The sequence below is a fragment of the Pandoraea pneumonica genome, from assembly GCF_902459645.1.
Taxonomy (GTDB): Bacteria; Pseudomonadota; Gammaproteobacteria; order Burkholderiales; family Burkholderiaceae; genus Pandoraea; species Pandoraea pneumonica.
In genome coordinates, this window is the sequence record NZ_CABPSK010000003.1 from 207,240 (window position 1) to 228,669 (window position 21,430).

A 21,430-nucleotide genomic window follows, 5' to 3' on the forward strand; every position below is an offset into this window, starting at 1 on the left:
CCGGCGGGGCCTCTGGGCGGCGGTCGTTGCGGGAACGGTCGTAGCGGTCCGGGCGCACGTAGCGCTCTTGACGCTCGCCAGCCTTGGCCGGATTACGGGAATCGGAGGACTTGCCGCCTGAGCGGTTACCGGATTGATTTGCGCCATCGCGGCGCTGCGTCGGACGGGTGCTCATGCGTTCTCACCAAAAAGCCATTGCGGATCGGGCGTGCCATCGGCGGCGGGGGTGACCGTCACACGGCCATCGGCCACGATCAGACGGTCTTCCACGAACCACCGCACAGCGCGCGGATAGATGATGTGTTCTAGCGGCAGGATACGCTCGGCCAGTGCCTCGGGCGTGTCTCCGGCCTTCACCGGCACAGCGGCTTGCAGCACGAACGGGCCGTGATCGAGCTCGGCGGTCACGAAATGCACCGTGGCGCCCACGATCTTGCAACCGGCTTCCAACGCCCGTGCATGCGTTTGCAGCCCCGGGAAGGCGGGCAGCAGCGACGGGTGGATGTTCACGAGACGCCCGGCATACCGTTCGGTGAACTCGGGCGTGAGAATGCGCATGAAACCGGCGAGTACGACCAGATCGGGCTGGTGGCGGTCGATTTCTGCTGCGAGTTCGGCGTCGAACGCTTCGCGGGTCTTGCCGCGGCTGGGCACGACGGCCGTGGCGATGCCATGTTCACGAGCAAAGACGAGGCCCTCGGCCTCGTCGCGGTTGGCGATGACGGCGGCCACGCGGGCCGGCCAGCCTTCAGCCGTACAGGCACGGACGATGGCCTCCATATTGCTGCCACGTCCGGAAATCAAGATGACAATGTTCTTCATCGGCGGATTTTATCATTGGCGCGCCGCACCAGACACGCGAAGCGCGCCGCGATGGCGCCGAAGCGTTTATAATTCAACGTTCTGCGGCGCCGCAATGTCGGTTTGGCCGTCCTGAAAGGCACTCCGGGCCCGCCCCGCCGCCGCAGGCCAGCCAACCGTGTAGCGCCGCCTGGTTCATCCCATAACGTTCATCAACGTCCTGTACTGACGCTTCCTTATCGTGCGAGTCTTCCGGGGTCTACCCAACGCGCAAAGCAAAGCGCCCTGCGTGCTGACGATCGGCAATTTCGACGGCGTGCACCTCGGCCACCAGGCCCTGCTCGCGCGCGTGCGCGCCGCAGCGGCTGCGCGCGGCCTGCCGGTGTGTGTGATGACGTTCGAGCCGCATCCCCGCGAGTACTTCTCCCCTGACAAGGCGCCTGCGCGCATCTCGAACCTGCGTGACAAGTTCGAAGCCCTGCGCGCGCATGGCGTCGACCGGCTGGTGGTCGAGCACTTCAACGCCCATTTCGCCGGTCAGTCGCCTGAAGACTTCGTGCGCAACATCATCGTCGACGGCCTGCACACGCGCTGGCTGCTCGTTGGCGACGATTTCCGCTTCGGCGCCAAGCGCGCGGGCGACATCGCCTATCTGCGCGAAGCGGGCCGTCAGCACGACTTCGTCGTCGAGCAAATGCCGACGATCGCCCACGATGGCGTGCGCATCTCCAGCTCGGAAGTGCGCGCCGCGCTCGCCGACGGCAACTTCGAGCGCGCGCATGCGCTGCTTGGTCGCCCGTACGCGATTTCGGGGCACGTCGTGCATGGCATGAAGCTCGGGCGCAAGCTCGGCTTCCCCACGCTCAATATTCGCATCGCGCACAAGCACCCGGCCCTCACGGGCATTTTCGTCGTGCAGGTGCACGGCCTGGCCGATACGCCGCTGCCCGCCGTGGCCAGCCTCGGTCTGCGCCCGACCGTCGACGATTCGGGACGCGTGCTGCTGGAAGTGCATCTGCTGGACTTCGCGGGCGATTGCTACGGCAAACTCGTGCGCGTGGAATTTTTGCAGAAGCTGCGAGACGAAGCCAAATTCGACGGTCTGGCCGAGCTCGAAGCTGCCATCGCGCAGGACACGCGCGAGGCCCGCGCCTATTTCGCCCATGCGCTCGACGCCAACGGCCCGAGCGCACGACGCGACTTCGCCACCTCGGCAACCGATCGAATTAGTTGATCTTCGCCCGCGTGTGCTGGCGCTTCGCGTCGCGCGCGCGGCTCGGCACCGCCTCTGGCACACGTCGTCGCCAAGCGTCCTCCGGCCCCGCCGGCCGGTACGCGACGCAAACGGCGCGAGCGCCCCACACCGATTTCCAAAAATTCGTAGCGAAGCACCATGAGCGAAAAGAAAGCCCCGAGTAAGTACCCCGTCAATCTGCTGGATACGCCGTTCCCGATGCGCGGCGACCTGCCCAAGCGCGAGCCGCAGTGGGTCAAGCAGTGGCAGGACAAGAAGATCTACGACAAGATCCGTGCGGCCAGCAAGGGCCGACCCAAGTTCATCCTGCACGACGGCCCGCCGTATGCGAACGGTGACATCCACCTCGGCCACGCGGTCAACAAGATCCTCAAGGACATGATCGTCAAGGCGCGCAACCTCGCCGGTTTCGACGCCGCCTATGTGCCGGGCTGGGACTGCCACGGCATGCCGATCGAAATCCAGATCGAAAAGCAGTTCGGCAAGCACCTGCCGGTGCGCGAAGTGCAGGAAAAAGCGCGCGCCTACGCTGCCGAACAGATCGAGCGCCAGAAGCCGAACTTCAAGCGTCTGGGCGTGCTCGGCGACTGGGACAACCCGTACAAGACCATGAACTTCTCGAACGAAGCCGATGAGCTTCGTGCGCTCGCGAAGATCATGGAGAACGGCTACGTCTACCGCGGTTTGAAGCCGGTGAACTGGTGCTTCGACTGCGGCTCGGCACTGGCCGAAGCGGAAGTCGAATACAAGGACAAGACCGATCTGGCCATCGACGTGGGCTTCGCCTTCGCCGAACCGGAGAAGGTCGCCAAGGCGTTCGGTCTGGCCAAGCTGCCGACGGACAACGGCTTCATCGTCATCTGGACGACCACGCCGTGGACCATCCCGTCGAACCAAGCCCTCAACGTGCACCCGGAAGTCGAGTACGCGCTGGTGTCGACCGAGCGCGGTCTGCTGATCCTCGCGACCGACCGTGTCGAAGACTGCCTGAAGACCTACGGCCTGCACGGCGAAATCATCGCGAAGACCAAGGGTGAAGCGCTCTCGCTGATCCGCTTCCGTCACCCGCTGGCCACGGCCGATGCGGGCTACGAGCGTACCTCGCCGATCTATCTCGGCGACTACGTGACGACCGACACGGGTACCGGTATCGTCCACTCGGCCCCGGCCTACGGCGTGGAAGACTTCGTGTCGTGCAAGGCGCACGACATGCCCGATTCGGAAATCCGTATGCCGGTGCTCGGCGACGGCCGCTATCAAGACAGCCTGCCGCTGTTCGGCGGTCAGTCGATCTGGGACGCGAACCCGCATATCGTCGACGCGCTGCGCGAAGCGGGCACGTTGTTCCACTCGTTCAAGTACACGCACAGCTACATGCACTGCTGGCGCCACAAGTCGCCGATCATCTATCGCGCAACGAACCAATGGTTCGCGGGCATGGATGTGAAGCCGGTTGAAGGCGCACCGGGCGACGGCAAGACGCTGCGCGAAATCGCGCTCGCCGGTATCGAGGCGACGGAATTCTTCCCGTCGTGGGGCAAGCAGCGTCTGCACAACATGATCGCGCACCGCCCGGACTGGACGCTCTCGCGCCAGCGCCAATGGGGCGTGCCGATGGCGTTCTTCGTGCATAAGGAAACCGGTGCCCTGCATCCGCGCACGCCGGAACTGCTCGAAGCCATTGCCAAGCGCGTGGAAACCGAAGGCATCGAAGCCTGGCAGACGCTCGACCCGGTCGAACTGCTCGGTGACGAGGCCAAAGACTACGTGAAGAACCGCGACACGCTCGACGTGTGGTTCGACTCGGGCACCACGCACTGGCACGTGCTGCGCGGCTCGCACAAGCATGAGCTGGGCTTCCCGGCCGACCTTTATCTGGAAGGCTCGGACCAGCACCGCGGCTGGTTCCACTCGTCGCTGCTGACCGCTTCGATGCTCGACGGCCGCCCGCCCTACAAGGCGCTGCTCACGCACGGTTTCACCGTTGACGGTCAGGGCCGCAAGATGTCGAAGTCGATCGGCAACACGATCCTGCCGCAAGATGTCGCCGACAAGCTGGGCGCGGAAATCATCCGCCTGTGGGTGGCATCGACCGATTATTCGGGCGAACTGTCGATCTCCGACGAAATTCTCAAGCGCGTGACCGAAGGCTATCGCCGCATCCGTAACACGCTGCGCTTCCTGCTCGCCAACCTGGCCGATTACGACCACGCGAAGCACGCGCTGCCCGCCGATCAGTGGTTGGAGATCGACCGTTACGCCGTGGCGCTGACGAATTCGCTGCAAACCGAAGTGCTGGGCCACTACGACCGTTATGAGTTCCACCCGGTAGTGTCCAAGCTTCAGACGTTCTGCTCGGAAGACCTCGGCGGGTTCTACCTCGACATCCTGAAGGACCGCCTCTACACGAGCGCACCGGATGCCCCGGCCCGTCGTGCTGCGCAAAACGCGCTGTACCACATCACGCAGGGCCTGCTGAAGCTCATGGCCCCGTTCCTGTCGTTCACGGCAGAAGAAGCGTGGCAAGTGTTCCAGCCGGGCAACGACACGATCTTCACGGAAACGTACTACCAGTATCCGGAAGTGGACGAAGCCACGCGCCTGCTCGAGAAGTGGTACCTGCTGCGCGCGGTGCGCAGCGACGTCACGAAGGCGCTGGAAGAAGCGCGCGCCGCCGAGCAGATCGGTTCGTCGCTGCAAGCGGAAGTGGAAGTGCGCGTGTCGGGCCGCAAGTTCGACGTGCTGGCCAGCCTCGGCGACGATCTGCGTTTCGTGCTGATCACGTCGGCCGCGACCGTCAAGCAAGTGACGGACGAAGCCGCTGAGGGCGTGGTCGTCACGCCGTCGACGCATCAGAAGTGCGAGCGCTGCTGGCACTATCGTTTCGACGTGGGTTCGGACGCTGAACATCCGACCTTGTGCGGCCGCTGCGTGTCGAATCTCTTCGGCAGCGGCGAACATCGGAGCGCGGCATAATGGCTGGCAAAGCAGGCGCACGTACGGGCGCAAAACGTAGCAATGGCAACGGCGGCGGTGCCCGCATCGGCACCACGCTGGGCCTGGCCCCGTGGCTCGGCATCGCGGTCATCGCGATTCTGCTCGATCAGGTCACCAAGCTCACCATTCTGAAGACGTTCCAGTACGGCGAATTCCGCCCGCTGACCTCGTTCTTCAATCTGGTGCTGGTGTACAACAAGGGCGCGGCGTTCAACTTCCTGGCCGCTGCGGGCGGCTGGCAGCGCTGGTTCTTCACGGTGCTCGGCGTGGTCGCGGCGGTGGTCATCATGTGGCTGCTCAAGCGTCACAACGGCCAGAAGATGTTCTGCCTGTCGCTCTCGCTGATTCTGGGCGGCGCGCTCGGTAACGTGATCGACCGTGTGGTCTACGGCCATGTGATCGACTTTCTGGACTTTCACGTGGGCGGCTGGCATTGGCCGGCGTTCAACGTGGCCGACTCGGCCATTTGCGTAGGCGCCGTGCTGCTGGTGATCGACGAGTTGCGACGCGTGCGGCGCGGCAAATAGCCACGCCAGAGCAGGAACTGCGGCACGGCTCGCGGGGGTGGTTAAGCGGTAATGCCACCCCTGATGCGAGCCGCTGCCACCACCGTCGCGGCGCCCCGGAGGCGCCGCGCGGCACTTTGGAGGAGGCATTTTCAAATGGAACTTGCGGGCAAGACCATCGTCCTCGGACTTACCGGCGGCATCGCCTGTTACAAGTCAGCCGAACTCACGCGGCTGTTTATCAAGGCAGGCGCGACCGTGCAGGTCGTCATGACCGACGCCGCCACGCAGTTCATCACCCCGCTCACGATGCAGGCCCTCTCCGGGCGGCCGGTATTCACCAGCCAGTGGGATAACCGCGTCGACAACAACATGGCGCACATCGACCTCTCGCGTGAGGCCGACGCCATTCTCATCGCCCCCGCTTCCACCGACTTTCTCGCCAAGCTCGCCCACGGCATGGCCGACGATTTGCTCTCCACGCTGTGCGTGGCGCGCGATTGTCCGCTGCTGGTGGCGCCCGCGATGAACCGGCAGATGTGGGGCAACCCGGCGACGCAACGCAATGCGGCGACCCTGCGCGGTGATGGCGTCACGATTCTCGGCCCGGATAGCGGCGATCAGGCCTGCGGTGAAGTCGGCGACGGCCGCATGCTCGAACCGGAAGACATCTTCGAAGCCGTTGTCGGCTTCTTTCAGCCCAAGCGACTGGCAGGCAAACGCGTGCTGATTACGGCCGGACCGACGTTCGAGCCGATCGATCCGGTGCGCGGCCTGACCAATCTGTCGAGCGGCAAGATGGGCTTCGCCATTGCACGTGCGGCGGCGCAGGCCGGTGCGGAGGTGCATCTGGTCGCTGGCCCGAGCGCGCTCGATACGCCGTACGGCGTAACGCGCAGCAACGTGCAGACGGCGCAGCAAATGTATGACCGCGTGCTGGCCGATGCGCCGCACAGCGACATCTTCATCGCCGTGGCGGCCGTGGCCGACTGGCGCGTGCGCGAAGTGGCACACGACAAGATCAAGAAGACCGGCGACGCCGACGTGCCCACGCTGGAATTCGTGCAGAACCCCGATATTCTCGCGGCCGTCGCGCAGTTGCCCAAGCCGCCGTATTGCGTGGGCTTCGCGGCCGAGTCGGGAGATTTGGAAAAGCACGGTGCCGAAAAACGCCGCCGCAAAGAGGTGCCGCTGCTGGTCGGCAATCTGGGACCAGCCACGTTCGGGCAGGACGACAACGAAGTCATCCTCTTCGACGACGCCGGTCAGAAACGCCTGCCGCGCGCCGATAAGCAGTCGCTGGCGCGCAGCCTGATCGTCGAGATTGCCGCGCGCTTACCTTCGCGCACGCCCGCTTGAGTTCGCCCCGCACCTAGCATTCCCCTACTGGCCTCGCGGCTGTCACCGTCGTTGTCCGGCGACGGTGACACACTGGCAACTCGCCACGTCTGCCCTGCCCTGTAGGTCTCGCGCTTTAAGGTCTCGTCCTGTAGGCGCTGCAATATCGGCTGCAACGGCTTTATCCGCTTTATCTGCCTCACCCGTCGCCGCCCCTCGGGGCCGCACAACAAAACAAACAAAATGACGCAACCCGCTCCTACTTCGCGGCCGGTGGTCAGTGTCTACAGGACACTGAGCATGCTCGCCGCCATCATGTTTTTCGGCTTCATGACCATTGGCATGCCGCTGCCCGTGCTGCCGGTGTATGTCCACGAATCGCTGGGCTACGGCTCGTTCATCGTCGGCGTGACCATCGGTATCCAGTCCGTCGTGACGCTGCTACTGCGCTCCTACGCCGGACGCACCGTCGACACCCGTGGCCCCCGCCGCGCTGTGCTGACCGGCCTATGCGGCTGCGGTGCCGCCGGGGTGCTGTATCTGATCGCGTCGGTGATGCCGAATCCGGCGCTGGCCCTTGGCGTGCTGATCGCCGGACGTGTGGTACTCGGCTTCGGCGAGAGCCTGCTGCTCACGGGCGGTATGTCGTGGGGTATCGGTCTGCTCGGCGCGGCGCACGCGAGCAAGGCGATCTCTTGGCAAGGCATTTCGATGTACACGGCCATTGCAGCCGGTGCCCCGTTCGGCGCGTATCTGCTGGAAGCGGCAGGTTTCACCGTCGTCTCGCTGGTCAGCATCGTCGTGCCAGCCATTGCCTTCGTCATTGCGCAGCGCCTGCCCGCGGCTGCGCCGGTCGGCGGGACGCGTCTGCCATTCTTCCGTGTGGTCGGCCTGGTGTGGCGCCCGGGGCTGGCGATGACGCTCGGCAGTATCGGCTACGCTGTGATTGCCGCGTTCATCACGCTCCACTACGCGAGCCACGGTTGGACGGGTGCCGCGTACGCACTCACGCTCTATAGCGGCTGCTTCATTGGCATGCGCGTGTTGTTCGCGCACTCGGTCGATCGCTTCGGCGGACGCCGCGTCGCCATGTGCTCGCTCGTGTTCAGCGCGATCGGCCAGTTTCTGTTGTGGACGGCCATCAATCCGCACATGGCGTTGGTCGGTGCAGGGCTGACCGGCCTCGGCTTCTCGCTGGTGTTCCCGGCGCTCGGCGTGGAAGCGCTGCGCTCGGTGCCGCCGCAAAACCGTGGCGCGGCGCTGGCGGCGTATTCGGCCTTCTTCGATCTAGCGCTGGGGCTGATCGGCCCGATGGCCGGGCTGGTTGCCAACTACTTCGGCTACGCTTCGATCTTCCTGTGCGGGGCGCTTGGCGGCGTCATCGCCATTCTGATGATTTCGCGCTTGCCGCATGCGAGCGCAGACCCTGCCCCTGCCGGTCCCTCCGGGCCCGCGGGCGGCGCTCACTGAGTTGCATGGAATCAATGCCATGACGCAAACCCGTAATCGCATCAAGCTCTCGGTGCTCGATCAGACACCGGTGATTCACGGCCACACGGCGGCAGACGCCATCGCGGCTACCGTGGAGCTCGCCCAAGCCGCCGATGAACTCGGCTACACGCGCTATTGGTGTGCGGAACACCACGGCCTGCGTGGCGTGGCAAACCCGGCACCGGAAGTGATGATCGCGCGTCTGGCCAGTGTGACGAAGCGCCTGCGTGTGGGGTCGGGCGGCGTGATGCTGCCTTATTACAGCCCGTTCAAGCTTGCCGAGCAGTTTCTGATGCTCGAAGCGCTGTTTCCGAATCGCATCGACCTCGGTGTCGGACGCGCGCCCGGTGGCGACATGCGCACTGCACGCGCCGTCGCCAAGGGCCCGTACGACGCGGGCGAACACTTTCCGCAGCAAGTGGCGGAACTGGCTGGGCTCTTCGATGGGACGCTGGCCGACGATCACCCGTATCGCGGCGTGCTGCTGCAACCGGCCATCGAAACGCGACCGGAATTATGGGTGCTGGGGTCGAGCGAATTCGGTGGTCTGCTCGCCGCGCAGCTTGGTCTGCGCTACTGCTTCGCGCACTTCATCAATGCGCATTACGGTCATCGGGTGACCGAGGCGTATCGCGAGCGCTTCACGCCGGGGCAACTCGATAAGCCCTATTGCTCGGTCGCACTGTTCGTAATCTGCGCGGATACCGATGCCGAAGCCGAAGCACTCGAAGCCGGTGTCGACCTGCGCCGCGTGCAAATGGCGTACGGCATGAACGAGCCAATTCCGAGTCTCGAACAAGGCGCCGATGCCAAACCGCAGTATCGCGAACGCGAGCTGTCGGTGATTGCACGCGAGAAGCCCCGTAGTATCATCGGCACCCCGGAACGGGTGACGGCTCGTGTGCTCGAATTGCAGGAGCAGTTCGATGCTGACGAGATCATCGTGCTGACGGTGGCCGGCAGCTATCGCGCCCGTCTGCGCTCGCATGAACTGCTCGCGCAGGCGTTCTCGCTCTCGGCGACCGACCCCCCGGTCAACGCGACTCCCGACTAATTCTTTTCTGATTTACGCCCAAGCCAACGCTATGAAACTCGACGTCAAGATCCTCGACGAACGCCTGCGCTCGCAACTGCCCGCTTACGCCACGCCGGGCAGCGCCGGGCTCGATCTGCGCGCGTGCCTCGACGCACCGCTCACCATCGCCCCGGGTCAAACCGTGCTCGTGCCGACGGGTCTCGCGATCCATTTGGCCGATTCGGGCTACGCCGCGCTGATTCTGCCGCGCTCGGGTCTCGGCCATAAGCACGGCATCGTGCTCGGCAATCTGGTCGGACTGATCGACTCGGATTATCAAGGCCAGTTGATGGTGTCGACGTGGAACCGTGGCAACGAGCCGTTCGTGCTCAACCCGTTCGAGCGTCTGGCGCAGCTGGTGATCGTGCCGGTGGTGCAAGCCGAGTTCAATCTGGTGGATGAATTCCCCGAAAGCGATCGTGGCGCGGGCGGCTTCGGCAGCACGGGCAAGCACTGAGTCTCCGACGCACGCATCGCCGCATGTTTGCGGCGCGCGCACCCAAGAAAAAACGCCGCATTTAGCGGCGTTTTTTCATTCCGGATACCCCAGAAGAATCGATTACTCGACTTCGGCGGCTTCCGGCTCCGAGCGGGCGTTGCCGTCCTCGGGGAACGACAGTTGCACCTGATCGTGATCGTCGAGATCGACGGTCACACGGCCGCCCGTCGTCAGACGCCCGAACAACAGTTCGTCGGCCAAGGCGCGGCGAATCGTGTCCTGAATCAGACGCTGCATCGGACGCGCGCCCATCAGCGGATCGAAACCCTTCTTCGACAGATACGTACGCAGCTTGTCGGTGAAGACAACCTCGACCTTCTTCTCGTGCAGTTGATCTTCCAACTGGATAAGGAACTTGTCGACCACGCGCAGGATGATCTGCTCGTCGAGCGGCTTGAAGCTGATGATCGAATCCAGACGGTTACGGAACTCAGGCGTGAACATCCGCTTGATGTCGGCCATTTCGTCACCGGCCTGACGCTCGTTCGTGAAGCCGATGCTCGCACGATTGATCGTCTCGGCGCCCGCGTTCGTCGTCATGATGATGATGACGTTGCGGAAGTCGGCCTTGCGTCCGTTGTTGTCCGTCAGCGTGCCGTGGTCCATCACCTGAAGCAGCACGTTGAAGATGTCCGGGTGCGCCTTTTCGATTTCATCGAGCAGCAGCACGCAATGCGGCTTCTTCGTAATCGCTTCGGTGAGCAGACCGCCCTGATCGAAACCGACGTAGCCCGGCGGCGCGCCAATCAGACGGCTGACCGCGTGGCGCTCCATGTATTCCGACATGTCGAAACGAATCAGCTCGATGCCGAGCGTGAACGCCAGTTGCTTGGCAACTTCGGTCTTGCCAACACCGGTCGGGCCCGAGAACAGGAACGCGCCAATCGGCTTGTCCGTCTTGCCCAGCCCGGCACGCGACATCTTGATCGCGGCTGACAGCGCGTCGATGGCCGGGTCTTGCCCGAACACCACGCTCTTCAGGTCACGATCGAGCGTCTGGAGCTTGCCGCGGTCATCGGCAGACACGCTTTGCGGCGGGATGCGCGCGATCTTCGAGACGATCTCTTCGATCTCGCCCTTGCCGATGGTCTTCTTCTGCTTCGACTTCGGCAGGATGCGTTGCGCGGCGCCCGCTTCATCGATCACGTCGATCGCCTTATCCGGCAGATGACGGTCAGTGATGAACTTAGCCGACAACTCGGCCGCCGCCGACAGCGCGCTCGACGAATACTTCACGCCATGGTGTTCTTCGAAGCGCGACTTGAGCCCGCGCAGGATCTGCACGGTTTGCTCGACGGTCGGCTCGTTCACGTCGATCTTCTGGAAGCGACGCGAAAGCGCTGCATCTTTCTCGAAAATGCCGCGATATTCCGTGAACGTGGTGGCACCGATGCACTTGAGCTGCCCCGACGACAATGCCGGCTTGAGCAGGTTCGACGCATCGAGCGTGCCGCCAGAGGCTGCACCCGCACCGATCAACGTGTGAATTTCGTCGATGAACAGGATCGCGCCCGGGCGCTCTTTGAGCTCCTTGAGCACAGCCTTCAGACGTTGCTCGAAGTCGCCGCGATACTTGGTGCCGGCGAGCAGCGCGCCCATGTCCAGCGAGTAGACCGTGGCGTCTTGCAGAATCTCGGGCACTTCACCGCGCGTGACGCGCCAGGCGAGGCCTTCGGCAATCGCCGTCTTGCCCACCCCGGCTTCACCCACGAGCAGCGGATTGTTCTTACGACGGCGGCACAGCACCTGCACCACGCGTTCGACTTCCGACTCGCGGCCGATCAGCGGATCGATCTTGCCGTCGCGCGCGAGCTGATTCAGGTTTTGCGTGTACTGCGCCAGCGGGCTTTCTTTGGCGTTTGCGCCTTCTTCACCCTCGGTGCTGCCTTCACCGGCCTTGGCCGATTCGCCAGCCGCACCGGTCTTGGTGATGCCGTGCGAGATGAAGTTGACCACGTCCAGACGCGTCACGCCCTGCTGTTGCAGGTAGTAGACGGCATGGGAGTCTTTTTCGCCGAAGATGGCGACGAGCACGTTGGCACCGGTCACTTCCTTCTTACCGTTGGAAGTCGACTGTACGTGCATGATGGCGCGCTGAATTACACGCTGAAAACCGAGCGTGGGCTGGGTGTCGACTTCGTCGCTCCCGGGCACGGTCGGCGTGTTGTCCGCGATGAAGTTGCGCAGGTTCTGGCGCAAATCGTCAAGATTCGCCGCGCAGGCACGCAGCACCTCAGCAGCGGTGGGGTTATCCAAGAGGGCGAGCAACAGGTGCTCGACCGTGATGAATTCATGTCGGGCCTGGCGCGCTTCCATAAACGCCATGTGCAGGCTGACTTCCAATTCCTGGGCAATCATGCTTCCTCCATCACGCACTGCAGCGGGTGCCCGGACTGCCTTGCATGGCTAACTACTTGCTCAACTTTGGTCGCCGCGACGTCGCGCGTGAAGACCCCACAAACTCCCCTGCCCTCTCGGTGGACCTTGAGCATGATCTGCGTAGCAGATTCCCGGTCCTTATTGAAATATTCCTGAATGACCATCACCACGAACTCCATCGGGGTGAAATCGTCGTTCAACAGTACCACCGTGTACATCGAAGGCGGCTTGAGCTGTTGCTCTTGCCGCTCCTGTACGGTGTCGTCATGCGTTGTCGGTAAGGTTGCCATACGTGGATTCTAAACAACTCCGGGGCGCAGGAAGCAATCGAAGCTCCTATTGCCGCCTGCCGCCGGTGTCCACCGGAATGCCAACACTCGCCAAATCGCCGCGTGCGTTGTCCAGCAAGGCGCCGCAGCCCCGACCACCGGGGGTGCCACACCCATATGAGTCAGCTTAACCCAAATTTCAAGGGCGTGTCGCGGCACTGCTTATGCCCTCCTAGATATAAGGGTAAAACCTGATCGAACTCATGTTCTATTGGCGAAAAAGGGCTTGACACTATTGGCACTTACCGAAAACAATCGTCGTGGCGCTTTTCCTCTATAAGCGTTTTAAAAGAAAAGATGCCTGGGTGAGCCTAAGAAGCCGCCGCACCTAGTCGGCGGGTTTTTCAGATGTGCTCGTTGTTGCGGTGATATGTAGTAGTCGTAATTGTTTAGGGGAAGTTTGTATGGCAACCGGTACGGTCAAATGGTTTAACGATGCCAAGGGTTTTGGTTTCATCACGCCGGATGAAGGTGGCGAAGATCTGTTCGCTCACTTCTCGGCAATCCAGATGAACGGCTTCAAGACCCTGAAGGAAGGCCAGCGCGTCTCCTTCGAAGTGGTGCAAGGCCCCAAGGGCAAGCAGGCTTCGAACATTCAGGCCCCGACCTGATAAGCTGCGCTTCAACGCATCGGAAACCCGGCTTCGGCCGGGTTTTTTATTGCGCCGCACAAAAAGTTGTACCCCATCAAATCAGCTTCGTATCCATTCCGAAACTTTTGGATCCGGTTTTGAATGAAAAGCAAAGCGCAACTTTCCACTCCGCATCTCTCATCCCGCACAATTTATCCGCGTTTAATCGCAGATAAAACCATTCGCATAGCAATATTCCACTCAGTTATTAAAATAACGCGGATGAGTCGCGGGTTGCGGAAATCAATTACGCAATTAGCTGAAAAGACTAAGTATTCCTACGCAGGCAGCTGTCCGACAACGTGAACCCTAAACCCAAAATAAGCGCTGGAAAGGAATAGCTTTTTTAACGATTTCAGGCCCCCGGGAAGGGATAATGTTGCGGGTATCTAGTCTGGCCCATATGTATCATTCAATAAAACGATGAATCATATGATCCGCCCTGTCATTTCCGTCTGCCCGGGGGTGGCGCCTCCCCCCCGAAAATGCTGTCGTGCAAGCGTGACGGGCCGCCTCGCAGACACGCAGGCAGCCCGTTTGGACGATTTCCCCTAGATTGGCCCGGGGCCGGGCCGCGGCCTCAGCCCAAATCGACGTAGACCGTACCGGCCTCGATGCGGATGGGGTAAGCCTTCACGCCCTCGGTCAAGGGCGCGCACATCGCGGCGCCCGTGCGCACGTCGAATTTGCCCTGGTGTAGCGGGCACTCAATCTCGTGCCCCTCCAAAAACCCGTCGCATAACCGCGCGTTGCCATGCGTGCACAGGTTGTCGGTCGCGAATACCTCGCCGTCCACACCGTAAAGCGCGAGCTCACGCCCGCCCACGACGAGACCGACCACGTCGTCCTCGGGAATGATGTCGCGTGCGCCTACCTCGATCCAGTTACCGCTCATGATGTCCTCGCTTCAAATCGGGTAAATCAGCGAGTTGGGGATCATCTCGCTGTCGAAAATGCACAACCGCGACGCGAACTTCCATCCGTCGCTGGTTCGTTTGACGATGTCCAGATACCGGCCGACCGAGAGAATGTCGGTCAGTTGGTCCGGCTTGGTCCGAAAGACGGCGTAGTTCGACTCCACATGCAGCGTCGTCTCATCGAGCGCCTTGATCGTCGGCAGGCCGATCACATGGCGCTGGTAGTACGGGTCATGAAAGAGCGTGTCGCGAATGCCGTAAATGCGGTCTTGAAGCATGCCGCGGCTCTCGAAGGACAGCGTTGCCAGCGGCAGCCCCATTTCGTGGTTTTCGCGCGGCTGCACGCGGTAGATGCAGTCCTCGAGGAAGAACTCGGGCCAAGCGTCCCACTGCTGCGCGTCGAGCGCCGCCGCATAGGTGGCATTAAGCTCGACAACGGCTTGAAATGTCGCAAAGTCGACCATGTTTTCGTTTCTCCTCAAACGCCCATCACCCGTCGCCAATACGCGTACATGCCGCGAATCAGCGTCTCGGTCACCATGTGGTCGGTGTTCTCCACGCCCGTGCCGCCCAACTCCGCGAGTACACGGTGCCACGGCTTCTGTTCGAACCCTTCTTGCGAGCACTCGATGGCTTCGCCGTCGTCGGCCGAAACAAACCCCGCCGGGCCGAACAGGTTGGCTTGTCGCAAGCGTCGCTGCGTCATTTCTTCGGTGTCGTCTTCGAACCCAAAGTGCGTCCACACGAAGTCGAACGAATCGTGGCCGCGCGGCTGGATATGCCGTGTCGACACCGAGTTGACCTGTTGTTGAAGGATGACGCTCGGGAAAAGCGTCATAAGCACGGCCGTCGGCCCTTTCCACCAGTCTTCCTGCACGATGTCGAGAAAGCGCATGTCGTTGAGCGACATCGTCTCTTTGAAACTCGATACCCCCGATGTGACTTCGCCGCCACCGCCCTGCCCGCGCGTCGAGATCATGGCGGCGTGACGTCCGTGCTCGTCCATCACCAAGCGCGACTTGTTGTCCGCGCGCCAAAGTCCGAACGTGACGAACCACGTATGCAGCAGCCCCGGGTGGTAGGGGTCTTTGATGTTCTCCTGCATCAACTTCCAGTTACCCGGAATACGTTGCTTGTTGTAGCCGAGCAGCTTGAGCTTGCGACCGTCGAACAAACGGTCGAAGTAAGCGCAGATTTCGGGGCCGAGAAACGCTTCGAGCGATTCGATTTCGTGATCGAACGACGCGAAGATCACGCCACCGCGCGTGGCCACCTTGAGCTTCGTCAGGCCGTGATCTTCGGGCTTGAAGTCCTTGGGCATACCGCCGTTGACTTTGCCGTCCTGCTTCACCCCGCGCCGGAACGGCACCCCCTGAAGGTTGCCCTTGAGGTCGTAATTCCACTGGTGATACGGACAATGAAAGTCGGTGCGGTTACCGCGTTTCTCGCGACAGAATTTCATGCCTCGGTGCGCGCAAACGTTCTCGACCACATTGATCTCGCCACTCGCATCGCGTGTGACGATCACCGAGCGCTCGCCGATGACCGTACGCTTGAAGTCACCCGGATTCGGTACTTCAGCTTCCAGTCCGACATAGTTCCAGTGGCCACGATAGAAGCACTGCTCCAACTCGCGGCGATACAGATCGGCGTCGGTATAAACGCGGAAGGGAATACGGCTCGTGCCCTCGGCAGGCCAGATTTCGGACGTGTCCGACGCGTCGTGCCTATCGAATGCTTCGGACCTGTCTGACGCTTGGGACGTGCATGGCGTTGCCGGCTCGAGTCCGGTCTGCGGTGTGGTACTCACGGTTGTCTCCTTTGGGGAATTCGCGAAGCGCAAGCGGCGCGGTCTGCGCAGTATTTAGGCCGCGTTGGCGTAGAAGGCGTCGGCATAGATATGAGCGGCGTCGATGCCGCGCGCGCGCAGCAGGGCCGTCGCGGCATCGACCATCGGCGGTGCGCCGCACAGGTAGGCGCGCCAGCCAGCCAGTGCGTCGGCACTCGCGAAGTCGGCAGCAACAGCGTCGGTCACGTGGCCAAGTCGGTACGATGGGCCGCTGTCACTCGGCACTACGGACGTATCGAACGAGTTGGACGAATCGGACACATCCGCCAAGACTTCGGACACCACGGGCTCGCCGGTCGTCGTCACGACATGCAGTCGCACGATGCCGTCATGGCGTGCCGCCAATTCGCGTAGCCATTCAAGACCATACACATCGGACGGCGAACGCGCGCCCACGTAAATTTCAATCGGATTGGTCATGCCGCGCGCGACAGCGCCGCGCACGATGGAGAGCACCGGTGCCAGCCCGGTGCCACCTGCGACGCACAACATCGGTCCTTCGTGCCGCGTACGCAGATACGACGTACCGAGCGGGCCGGATACGCGAACCGCGTCCCCGACCTTCAATTGCTCGGCAACGTACCCTGTCACCGCACCGCCCGGCACGCGTCGGATGTGAAATTCCAGCGTGCCGTCGGCGTCGATCCCGGCCATGGAATACGGGCGAATGTGATCGGGCGTGAATTGCAGCGTCGCGTATTGTCCCGGCGAAAAACTCAGCGGTTTTGCCGGTTTAAGCACCAATCGCTGGATGTCGTGCGTGAGCGGTTCGATGGCGAGTACGGTCGCCTTAAGAATCTTCGCGGGATGCACGACGACCTCGTCGACTTCGGGCAACTCGATCTCGCAGTCGCCGTGGACCGTCGCCTGACACGCCAGCACGTAACGGGCGTCGGCTCCCGTCTCGCCCGCGGTGTCGTTACCAGCGTGATGGCGATATGCGTAGCCGCCCGCCTCTTGCACGTCGCCCGAAACGACTTTGCAGCGGCACGTGCCGCAGCGCCCGGACAGGCAACTATAAGAAATGGGGATCTGGCGATCGGTGAGCGCTTTGAGCAGGTTGTCGCCGGGGATGGCGGCAAAACGCTCGCCGAGCGGTTGCACGCTGACTTCCATGGGGGTTTGTCTCCGTTCTGTCGGCACCCGCCGGGCACCGTTTGTGGCGCTCGCTTGTGACCCTCAAAGGATCAGTCGACGCCGTTTGAACGAAGCATCGCGCACGCGACGATATAAACCAATAGAATCTCGCTTATATGACCCATAGATTTTGGTGATAACACCGAGATGGACTTACATACTGTCGATCTGAACCTGCTGGTGGTCTTCCAGCATCTGTACAACGCGCGACGCGTTTCGCGCGTGGCAGAGGCGTTGGGCGTTACGCAACCTGCGGTTAGTAACGCGCTCGCGCGGCTACGCAAGTTGTTCAACGATGAGCTATTCGTTCGCACGTCGCGCGGCATGCTGCCCACGCCGATGGCCATCGAATTGGCGGAGCCGGTGGCTGCGGCGCTCGACGCGCTGCATGGCGTGTTCAATCGACAGGTGGCGTTCGACCCGGCGACGAGTCAAAAGGCGTTTCAGATTGCGATGACCGACATCGGCGAAGTGCATTTCCTGCCGCGTCTGATGCATGCACTGGGCGAGCAAGCGCCGGGCATTACCGTGAGTACGGTGCGGAACACGGCTATCAATTTGCAGGAAGAAATGGCGGCCGGCCAAGTCGATCTGGCCGTCGGGCACCTGCCGGATCTAACGTCGGGGTTCTTTCAGCGGCGGCTGTTTCGCCAGAAGTACGTCTGCATGTTCCGCCCCGGACATCCGCTCGACCAGTCAGGCGGCGTGTCGCGAGACGACTTCGAACGCGCCGAACAGGTGGTCGTCGTCGCAGCTGGCACCGGGCACGGACAAGTGGATGAGTTCATGACGCGCGCGCACGTGCATCGCAACATTCGCCTGCGCGTGCCGCACTTCGTCGCGTTGGCCGACATTCTTCACGCCACCGACCTGATCGCCACGGTCACCGAGAAATTTGCGCAACGCAGCGCGCAGCACTTCGGCCTGCGCTATGTCGATCACCCGATCGACGTGCCTGATATCCAAATCAATCTGTTCTGGCACGCGCGCTTTCATCAAGAGCCCGCGAGTCAGTGGATGCGCACGCTGCTGTTCGATTTGTTCTCGGAATAGCGATGACGGCGGGAATGACCGCGCGAACGACAGCGGAAATGACTGAGGGAATGAGTAAGCGAAAAAGAACGGCGATGTCAGCCGCCGGTGCACGAGCGTGGCTCACCGCCCGTGCCACGTCTCCCAAAGCCCCCGCCAGAACGCGTTAGCATTGCGCCGCGCGCGCCATCGCATGTTCGGCAGCGAGACGGCGAGCCATTGCGACGCGTCGTCGATACGACGCTCAGTGAACAGGTGCGGCGCATTGAATAAGTCGAGATACGCCTGCCGGTAATGCTCGACCATCGCGCTTTCCTGATAATAGGTCTCCATCCAGCGGCGCGAGGCGGCCCCGATCTGCGTGCGCAGCGAGGCATTCGTGAGTAACTCGACGAGCGGCGCCTCGGCCGCTTCAAGCGGCACATCGACCCATGGCAACTCCCAAGCGCCGGTCAGCCGCCGAAGTTGCGCTTGTACGCGATTATCGAGATGACCGAGCGTCGGCTTGCCCTGCGAGAGCGCTTCGAGCCCCGAGAGGTGGTAGTTGCCGGTCACACACTCATCGAGCGCAATGGCAGCGCTTTGCTTTAGACGCAGGCACTCGTCGTGCGGCGTGCCCGTAATCAGCCGGACTTCGCATAAACCGCGCCGCTCGAGACGCCGCAGGAGTCGCAGCGTCTGAGGTGCTCCCTTGGTTTCCCAGCGCTTGCGCCATCCCGACGAGCGTCCGCTGGGAGAGAAGACAACCACAGGCCGCCCCGTATCGCCCGCGAGTTCCGGCTGCGGCAAATAGCGCGAGTCGTTGAGCGGCACGATATTGGGCACCACACGCGCAAACGGATAGAAACGCTCCGGCCCCTGCGCGATGACCAACTGCGGGATCGGATCGTTGACGATCTGCTCGCGCATGGCCATGTCCTCTCGCGCCCACAATTCCGGCGCCGAGTGAAACTGGCGAATCAGCTTCTTATGAGTGAACAACTGAGGGAAGTCGGCGCCGAAAGTCTTATCCATCGGAAATATCTGATGGATATGGATGACGTCGGCGGCCGCAATGACATCGAGCGCCACATCGCGCTGGCGTTTCCAGTCGATATCGACGGCGAACGTGCGTGTCTGATACGCCGCCGCATCGAAGACGATGTGCCGTGCTTCGATATCGGTGAGCCGGTTAAGCGCCGAGACAATATTGCCCGGGCTGCCCGCCACCGGCGTATGCGAGATGTGGACGACCTTCATGCTGCGCAGTCTACCCCCCGCCTTCGCCCCTGAGGTTACGTGGCGGGGGGATGCAGCTTACGCGCGATTACGGCCGTAACACTTCGCGTTCGTCACGCGGGCTTCGCGCTGTCTACGCGCCGTCTTACGCGTTGAAACCGCCGTCGATGGTCAGGCTGGCGCCGGTGACGAAACCTGCCTCGTCGCTGGCGACGTATGCCACCATGGCGGCGATTTCCGACGGTTGGGCGTGACGATCCAGTGCCATCAGGCCGTGCATAACGCCCGCGAAATCACCGGTCTCCGGATTCATATCGGTCGCCGTCGGCCCCGGTTGCACGTTGTTCACGGTGATGCCGCGCGGGCCGAGGTCACGTGCCATGCCCTTGACCAGTCCGACAAGCGCCGACTTGCTCATCGCGTAGGCTGCCCCGCCCGCAAACGGCATGCGATCGGCGTTGCACGAGCCGATGTTGATGATGCGCCCGCCATTGCCCATATGCGCCAGCGCCGCCTGCGATGCGACAAAGACCGAGCGCACGTTGATGTCGAGAATTCGGTCGAAATCGTCGAGCGCCATGTCCGCGACGTTCGCCATGGTGAAAACACCGGCGTTGTTCACGAGAATGTCGATCTTGCCGAACTCGCGCGCGGCGTCGTCGATGGCGTTGCCCAGTGCCGATGCGTCTGCGGCGTCGGCCTGCAATGCCAGTGCGCGGCCACCGGCAGCGCGAATACGCGCGGCGATGGCTTCGGCTTCCGCCTTCGAGCCCTTGTAAGTGAAAGCGACGGCGGCGCCGTCGTCTGCCAATCGCTGCACGATCGACGCGCCGATGCCACGCGAACCACCGGTCACAAATGCCGCTTTGCCTTGAAATTTCGTTGCCATGATGTCACTCCGTTGTCGGTAAAAAGTGAAGCCAGTATGGTTGGCGGATTACCTGCCAACTAGTCCATAATTCCGATCATCACTTTCAACTCAGCGGAACAGGTGTCACATGGAAGCGCTGAACCTGCTCGAATCGTTCGTCCTCAGTGCGCGTACCGGGAGCTTCTCGGCGGCCGCGCGGCGGCTTGGCATTACCCCGGCCGCCGTCAGCAAGAACGTGGCGCGACTTGAGGCGCAAATCGGACTGAGGCTGTTTCACCGCAGCACGCGCAGCCTGACGTTGAGCGCGGGCGGCGAGTCGTTTCTGCGCGAGATCGATGGGCCCTTCGCGGCGCTCACCGATGCCGTCGCACGGGCGGCCGAGCGCGAGAGCGCGCCTTCGGGCGTGCTCAAGGTGAGCGTGGCGCATGCGTTCGGGCGTCAGTATCTGGTGCCGCTGCTCGGCGATTTTCTTGCGCGCTATCCGGACATCGTGCCCGACTGGCGCTTCGATAACCGCGCGGTAGATGTCGTCAGCGAGGGCTTCGATGCCGCCATCGGCGGGGGCATCGAATTGACGCCCGGCGTGATTGCGCGGCGTCTGGCGCCGACGTACACGGTGATCTGCGCATCACCGGCGTATATGGCCGAGCGCGCGGCCCCGAAACATCCGTCGGATCTCGCGTCGTTTGACGGCGTGATGCGCCGCTCGGGAATGTCAGGACGGATTCGGGCGTGGGAGTTGCGCAATTCGCGCGGCGAGCGGGTCAACGTGGAGGCGCGCACGCGCATGATCTTCGACGACCCCGAGGCGATGGCGCACGCGGTGGCGCTGGGGTACGGCATCGCATTACTGCCGATGCCACACGCCGCACCGCTGCTCGACGCCGGACGATTGGTGCGATTGCTGCCGGGCTGGTGCGAAGAATACGGCGGACTGTTCGTCTATTACTCGAACAAAAAACAGTTGCCGCTGCGCACGCGCGTGTTTGTCGACTACGTGGTGCAGGCCTTCGAAACGCAGAAACTGGCAGCGTATTTCGATGGACGGTAATGTCAGCAAAGACGCGGTGACGCCGGTGACGCCGGTGACGGCAATGACGGCAG

The 21,430-nt window shown here is 62.5% G+C and carries 19 protein-coding genes; 10 read left to right on the forward strand and 9 right to left on the reverse strand.

The genetic code is table 11. The features are described 5' to 3' along the window. Window positions 1-171: 171 nt before the first annotated feature. A complete protein-coding gene (gene purN, locus PPN31114_RS16390) occupies window positions 172-822 on the reverse strand; it encodes a phosphoribosylglycinamide formyltransferase (protein WP_150680592.1) in 651 nt (216 codons plus the stop codon). A gap of 220 nt (window positions 823-1,042) precedes the next feature. Between purN and PPN31114_RS16395 the strand changes: the two genes are divergently transcribed. The 7 genes from PPN31114_RS16395 (at window position 1,043) to dut (ending at window position 9,920) form a co-directional block, all read left to right on the forward strand. Further along, the gene (locus PPN31114_RS16395) at window positions 1,043-2,035 is read left to right on the forward strand and encodes a bifunctional riboflavin kinase/FAD synthetase (protein WP_150680593.1); all 993 of its coding nucleotides are present in this window, start codon (window positions 1,043-1,045) and stop codon (window positions 2,033-2,035) included. 159 nt (window positions 2,036-2,194) lie between these two features. Next, window positions 2,195-5,032, forward strand: coding sequence for an isoleucine--tRNA ligase (gene ileS / locus PPN31114_RS16400; RefSeq protein ID WP_150680594.1), 2,838 nt, complete (start codon window positions 2,195-2,197; stop codon window positions 5,030-5,032). Next, a complete protein-coding gene (gene lspA / locus PPN31114_RS16405) occupies window positions 5,032-5,580 on the forward strand; it encodes a signal peptidase II (RefSeq protein WP_150680595.1) in 549 nt (182 codons plus the stop codon). Before ileS ends, lspA begins: the two co-directional genes overlap by 1 nt. A gap of 135 nt (window positions 5,581-5,715) precedes the next feature. Then, complete coding sequence (gene coaBC / locus PPN31114_RS16410; protein WP_150680596.1) at window positions 5,716-6,918, forward strand: bifunctional phosphopantothenoylcysteine decarboxylase/phosphopantothenate--cysteine ligase CoaBC; 1,203 nt, start codon at window positions 5,716-5,718, stop codon at window positions 6,916-6,918. A 171-nt stretch (window positions 6,919-7,089) separates the two neighbouring features. After that, window positions 7,090-8,367, forward strand: a complete 1,278-nt coding sequence (locus PPN31114_RS16415; RefSeq protein WP_150680597.1) for an MFS transporter — start codon at window positions 7,090-7,092, stop codon at window positions 8,365-8,367. Between the two features lie 19 nt (window positions 8,368-8,386). Next, on the forward strand, window positions 8,387-9,442 hold the full coding sequence (locus PPN31114_RS16420; RefSeq protein ID WP_150680598.1) for an LLM class flavin-dependent oxidoreductase: 1,056 nt from the start codon (window positions 8,387-8,389) through the stop codon (window positions 9,440-9,442). A gap of 31 nt (window positions 9,443-9,473) precedes the next feature. After that, window positions 9,474-9,920: a dUTP diphosphatase gene (gene dut / locus PPN31114_RS16425; protein ID WP_039367384.1), complete on the forward strand. Its 447-nt coding sequence runs from the start codon at window positions 9,474-9,476 to the stop codon at window positions 9,918-9,920. Between the two features lie 102 nt (window positions 9,921-10,022). Here the strand turns inward: dut and clpA are convergent, their stop codons facing one another. After that, window positions 10,023-12,320, reverse strand: coding sequence for an ATP-dependent Clp protease ATP-binding subunit ClpA (gene clpA / locus PPN31114_RS16430; RefSeq protein WP_150680599.1), 2,298 nt, complete (start codon window positions 12,318-12,320; stop codon window positions 10,023-10,025). Next, window positions 12,317-12,631 carry an ATP-dependent Clp protease adapter ClpS gene (clpS, locus tag PPN31114_RS16435; protein WP_150680600.1) on the reverse strand — a complete coding sequence of 105 codons (315 nt, stop codon included), beginning with the start codon at window positions 12,629-12,631 and terminating at the stop codon, window positions 12,317-12,319. Before clpS ends, clpA begins: the two co-directional genes overlap by 4 nt. Window positions 12,632-13,074: 443 nt before the next feature. On the opposite strand from clpS, the gene PPN31114_RS16440 reads away from it, so the two are divergent. Next, window positions 13,075-13,281 (forward strand): cold-shock protein, encoded by a 207-nt coding sequence (locus tag PPN31114_RS16440; RefSeq protein ID WP_150680601.1) that lies wholly within the window; start codon window positions 13,075-13,077, stop codon window positions 13,279-13,281. Window positions 13,282-13,882: 601 nt separating this feature from the next. On the opposite strand, the gene PPN31114_RS16445 is transcribed toward PPN31114_RS16440, so the two are convergent. From PPN31114_RS16445 to PPN31114_RS16460, 4 genes are all read right to left on the reverse strand, one after another. Beyond that, window positions 13,883-14,197 carry a non-heme iron oxygenase ferredoxin subunit gene (locus PPN31114_RS16445; RefSeq protein WP_150680602.1) on the reverse strand — a complete coding sequence of 105 codons (315 nt, stop codon included), beginning with the start codon at window positions 14,195-14,197 and terminating at the stop codon, window positions 13,883-13,885. 12 nt (window positions 14,198-14,209) lie between these two features. Continuing rightward, the gene (locus tag PPN31114_RS16450) at window positions 14,210-14,683 is read right to left on the reverse strand and encodes an aromatic-ring-hydroxylating dioxygenase subunit beta (protein WP_150680603.1); all 474 of its coding nucleotides are present in this window, start codon (window positions 14,681-14,683) and stop codon (window positions 14,210-14,212) included. 14 nt (window positions 14,684-14,697) lie between these two features. Next, window positions 14,698-15,921 carry an aromatic ring-hydroxylating dioxygenase subunit alpha gene (locus PPN31114_RS16455; protein ID WP_150681099.1) on the reverse strand — a complete coding sequence of 408 codons (1,224 nt, stop codon included), beginning with the start codon at window positions 15,919-15,921 and terminating at the stop codon, window positions 14,698-14,700. A gap of 162 nt (window positions 15,922-16,083) precedes the next feature. Beyond that, window positions 16,084-17,184: a 2Fe-2S iron-sulfur cluster-binding protein gene (locus PPN31114_RS16460; protein ID WP_150680604.1), complete on the reverse strand. Its 1,101-nt coding sequence runs from the start codon at window positions 17,182-17,184 to the stop codon at window positions 16,084-16,086. Between the two features lie 168 nt (window positions 17,185-17,352). On the opposite strand from PPN31114_RS16460, the gene PPN31114_RS16465 reads away from it, so the two are divergent. After that, a complete protein-coding gene (locus PPN31114_RS16465; protein ID WP_150680605.1) occupies window positions 17,353-18,258 on the forward strand; it encodes a LysR family transcriptional regulator in 906 nt (301 codons plus the stop codon). A 102-nt stretch (window positions 18,259-18,360) separates the two neighbouring features. Here PPN31114_RS16465 and PPN31114_RS16470 read toward each other — a convergent pair whose 3' ends face one another. Both PPN31114_RS16470 and PPN31114_RS16475 read right to left on the reverse strand, forming a co-directional pair. Continuing rightward, complete coding sequence (locus PPN31114_RS16470) at window positions 18,361-19,476, reverse strand: glycosyltransferase family protein (RefSeq protein ID WP_150680606.1); 1,116 nt, start codon at window positions 19,474-19,476, stop codon at window positions 18,361-18,363. Between the two features lie 124 nt (window positions 19,477-19,600). Continuing rightward, on the reverse strand, window positions 19,601-20,344 hold the full coding sequence (locus PPN31114_RS16475) for an SDR family oxidoreductase (protein WP_150680607.1): 744 nt from the start codon (window positions 20,342-20,344) through the stop codon (window positions 19,601-19,603). A gap of 109 nt (window positions 20,345-20,453) precedes the next feature. Between PPN31114_RS16475 and PPN31114_RS16480 the strand changes: the two genes are divergently transcribed. Next, complete coding sequence (locus tag PPN31114_RS16480) at window positions 20,454-21,377, forward strand: LysR family transcriptional regulator (RefSeq protein ID WP_150680608.1); 924 nt, start codon at window positions 20,454-20,456, stop codon at window positions 21,375-21,377. The last annotated feature ends 53 nt before the right edge of the window (window positions 21,378-21,430 follow it).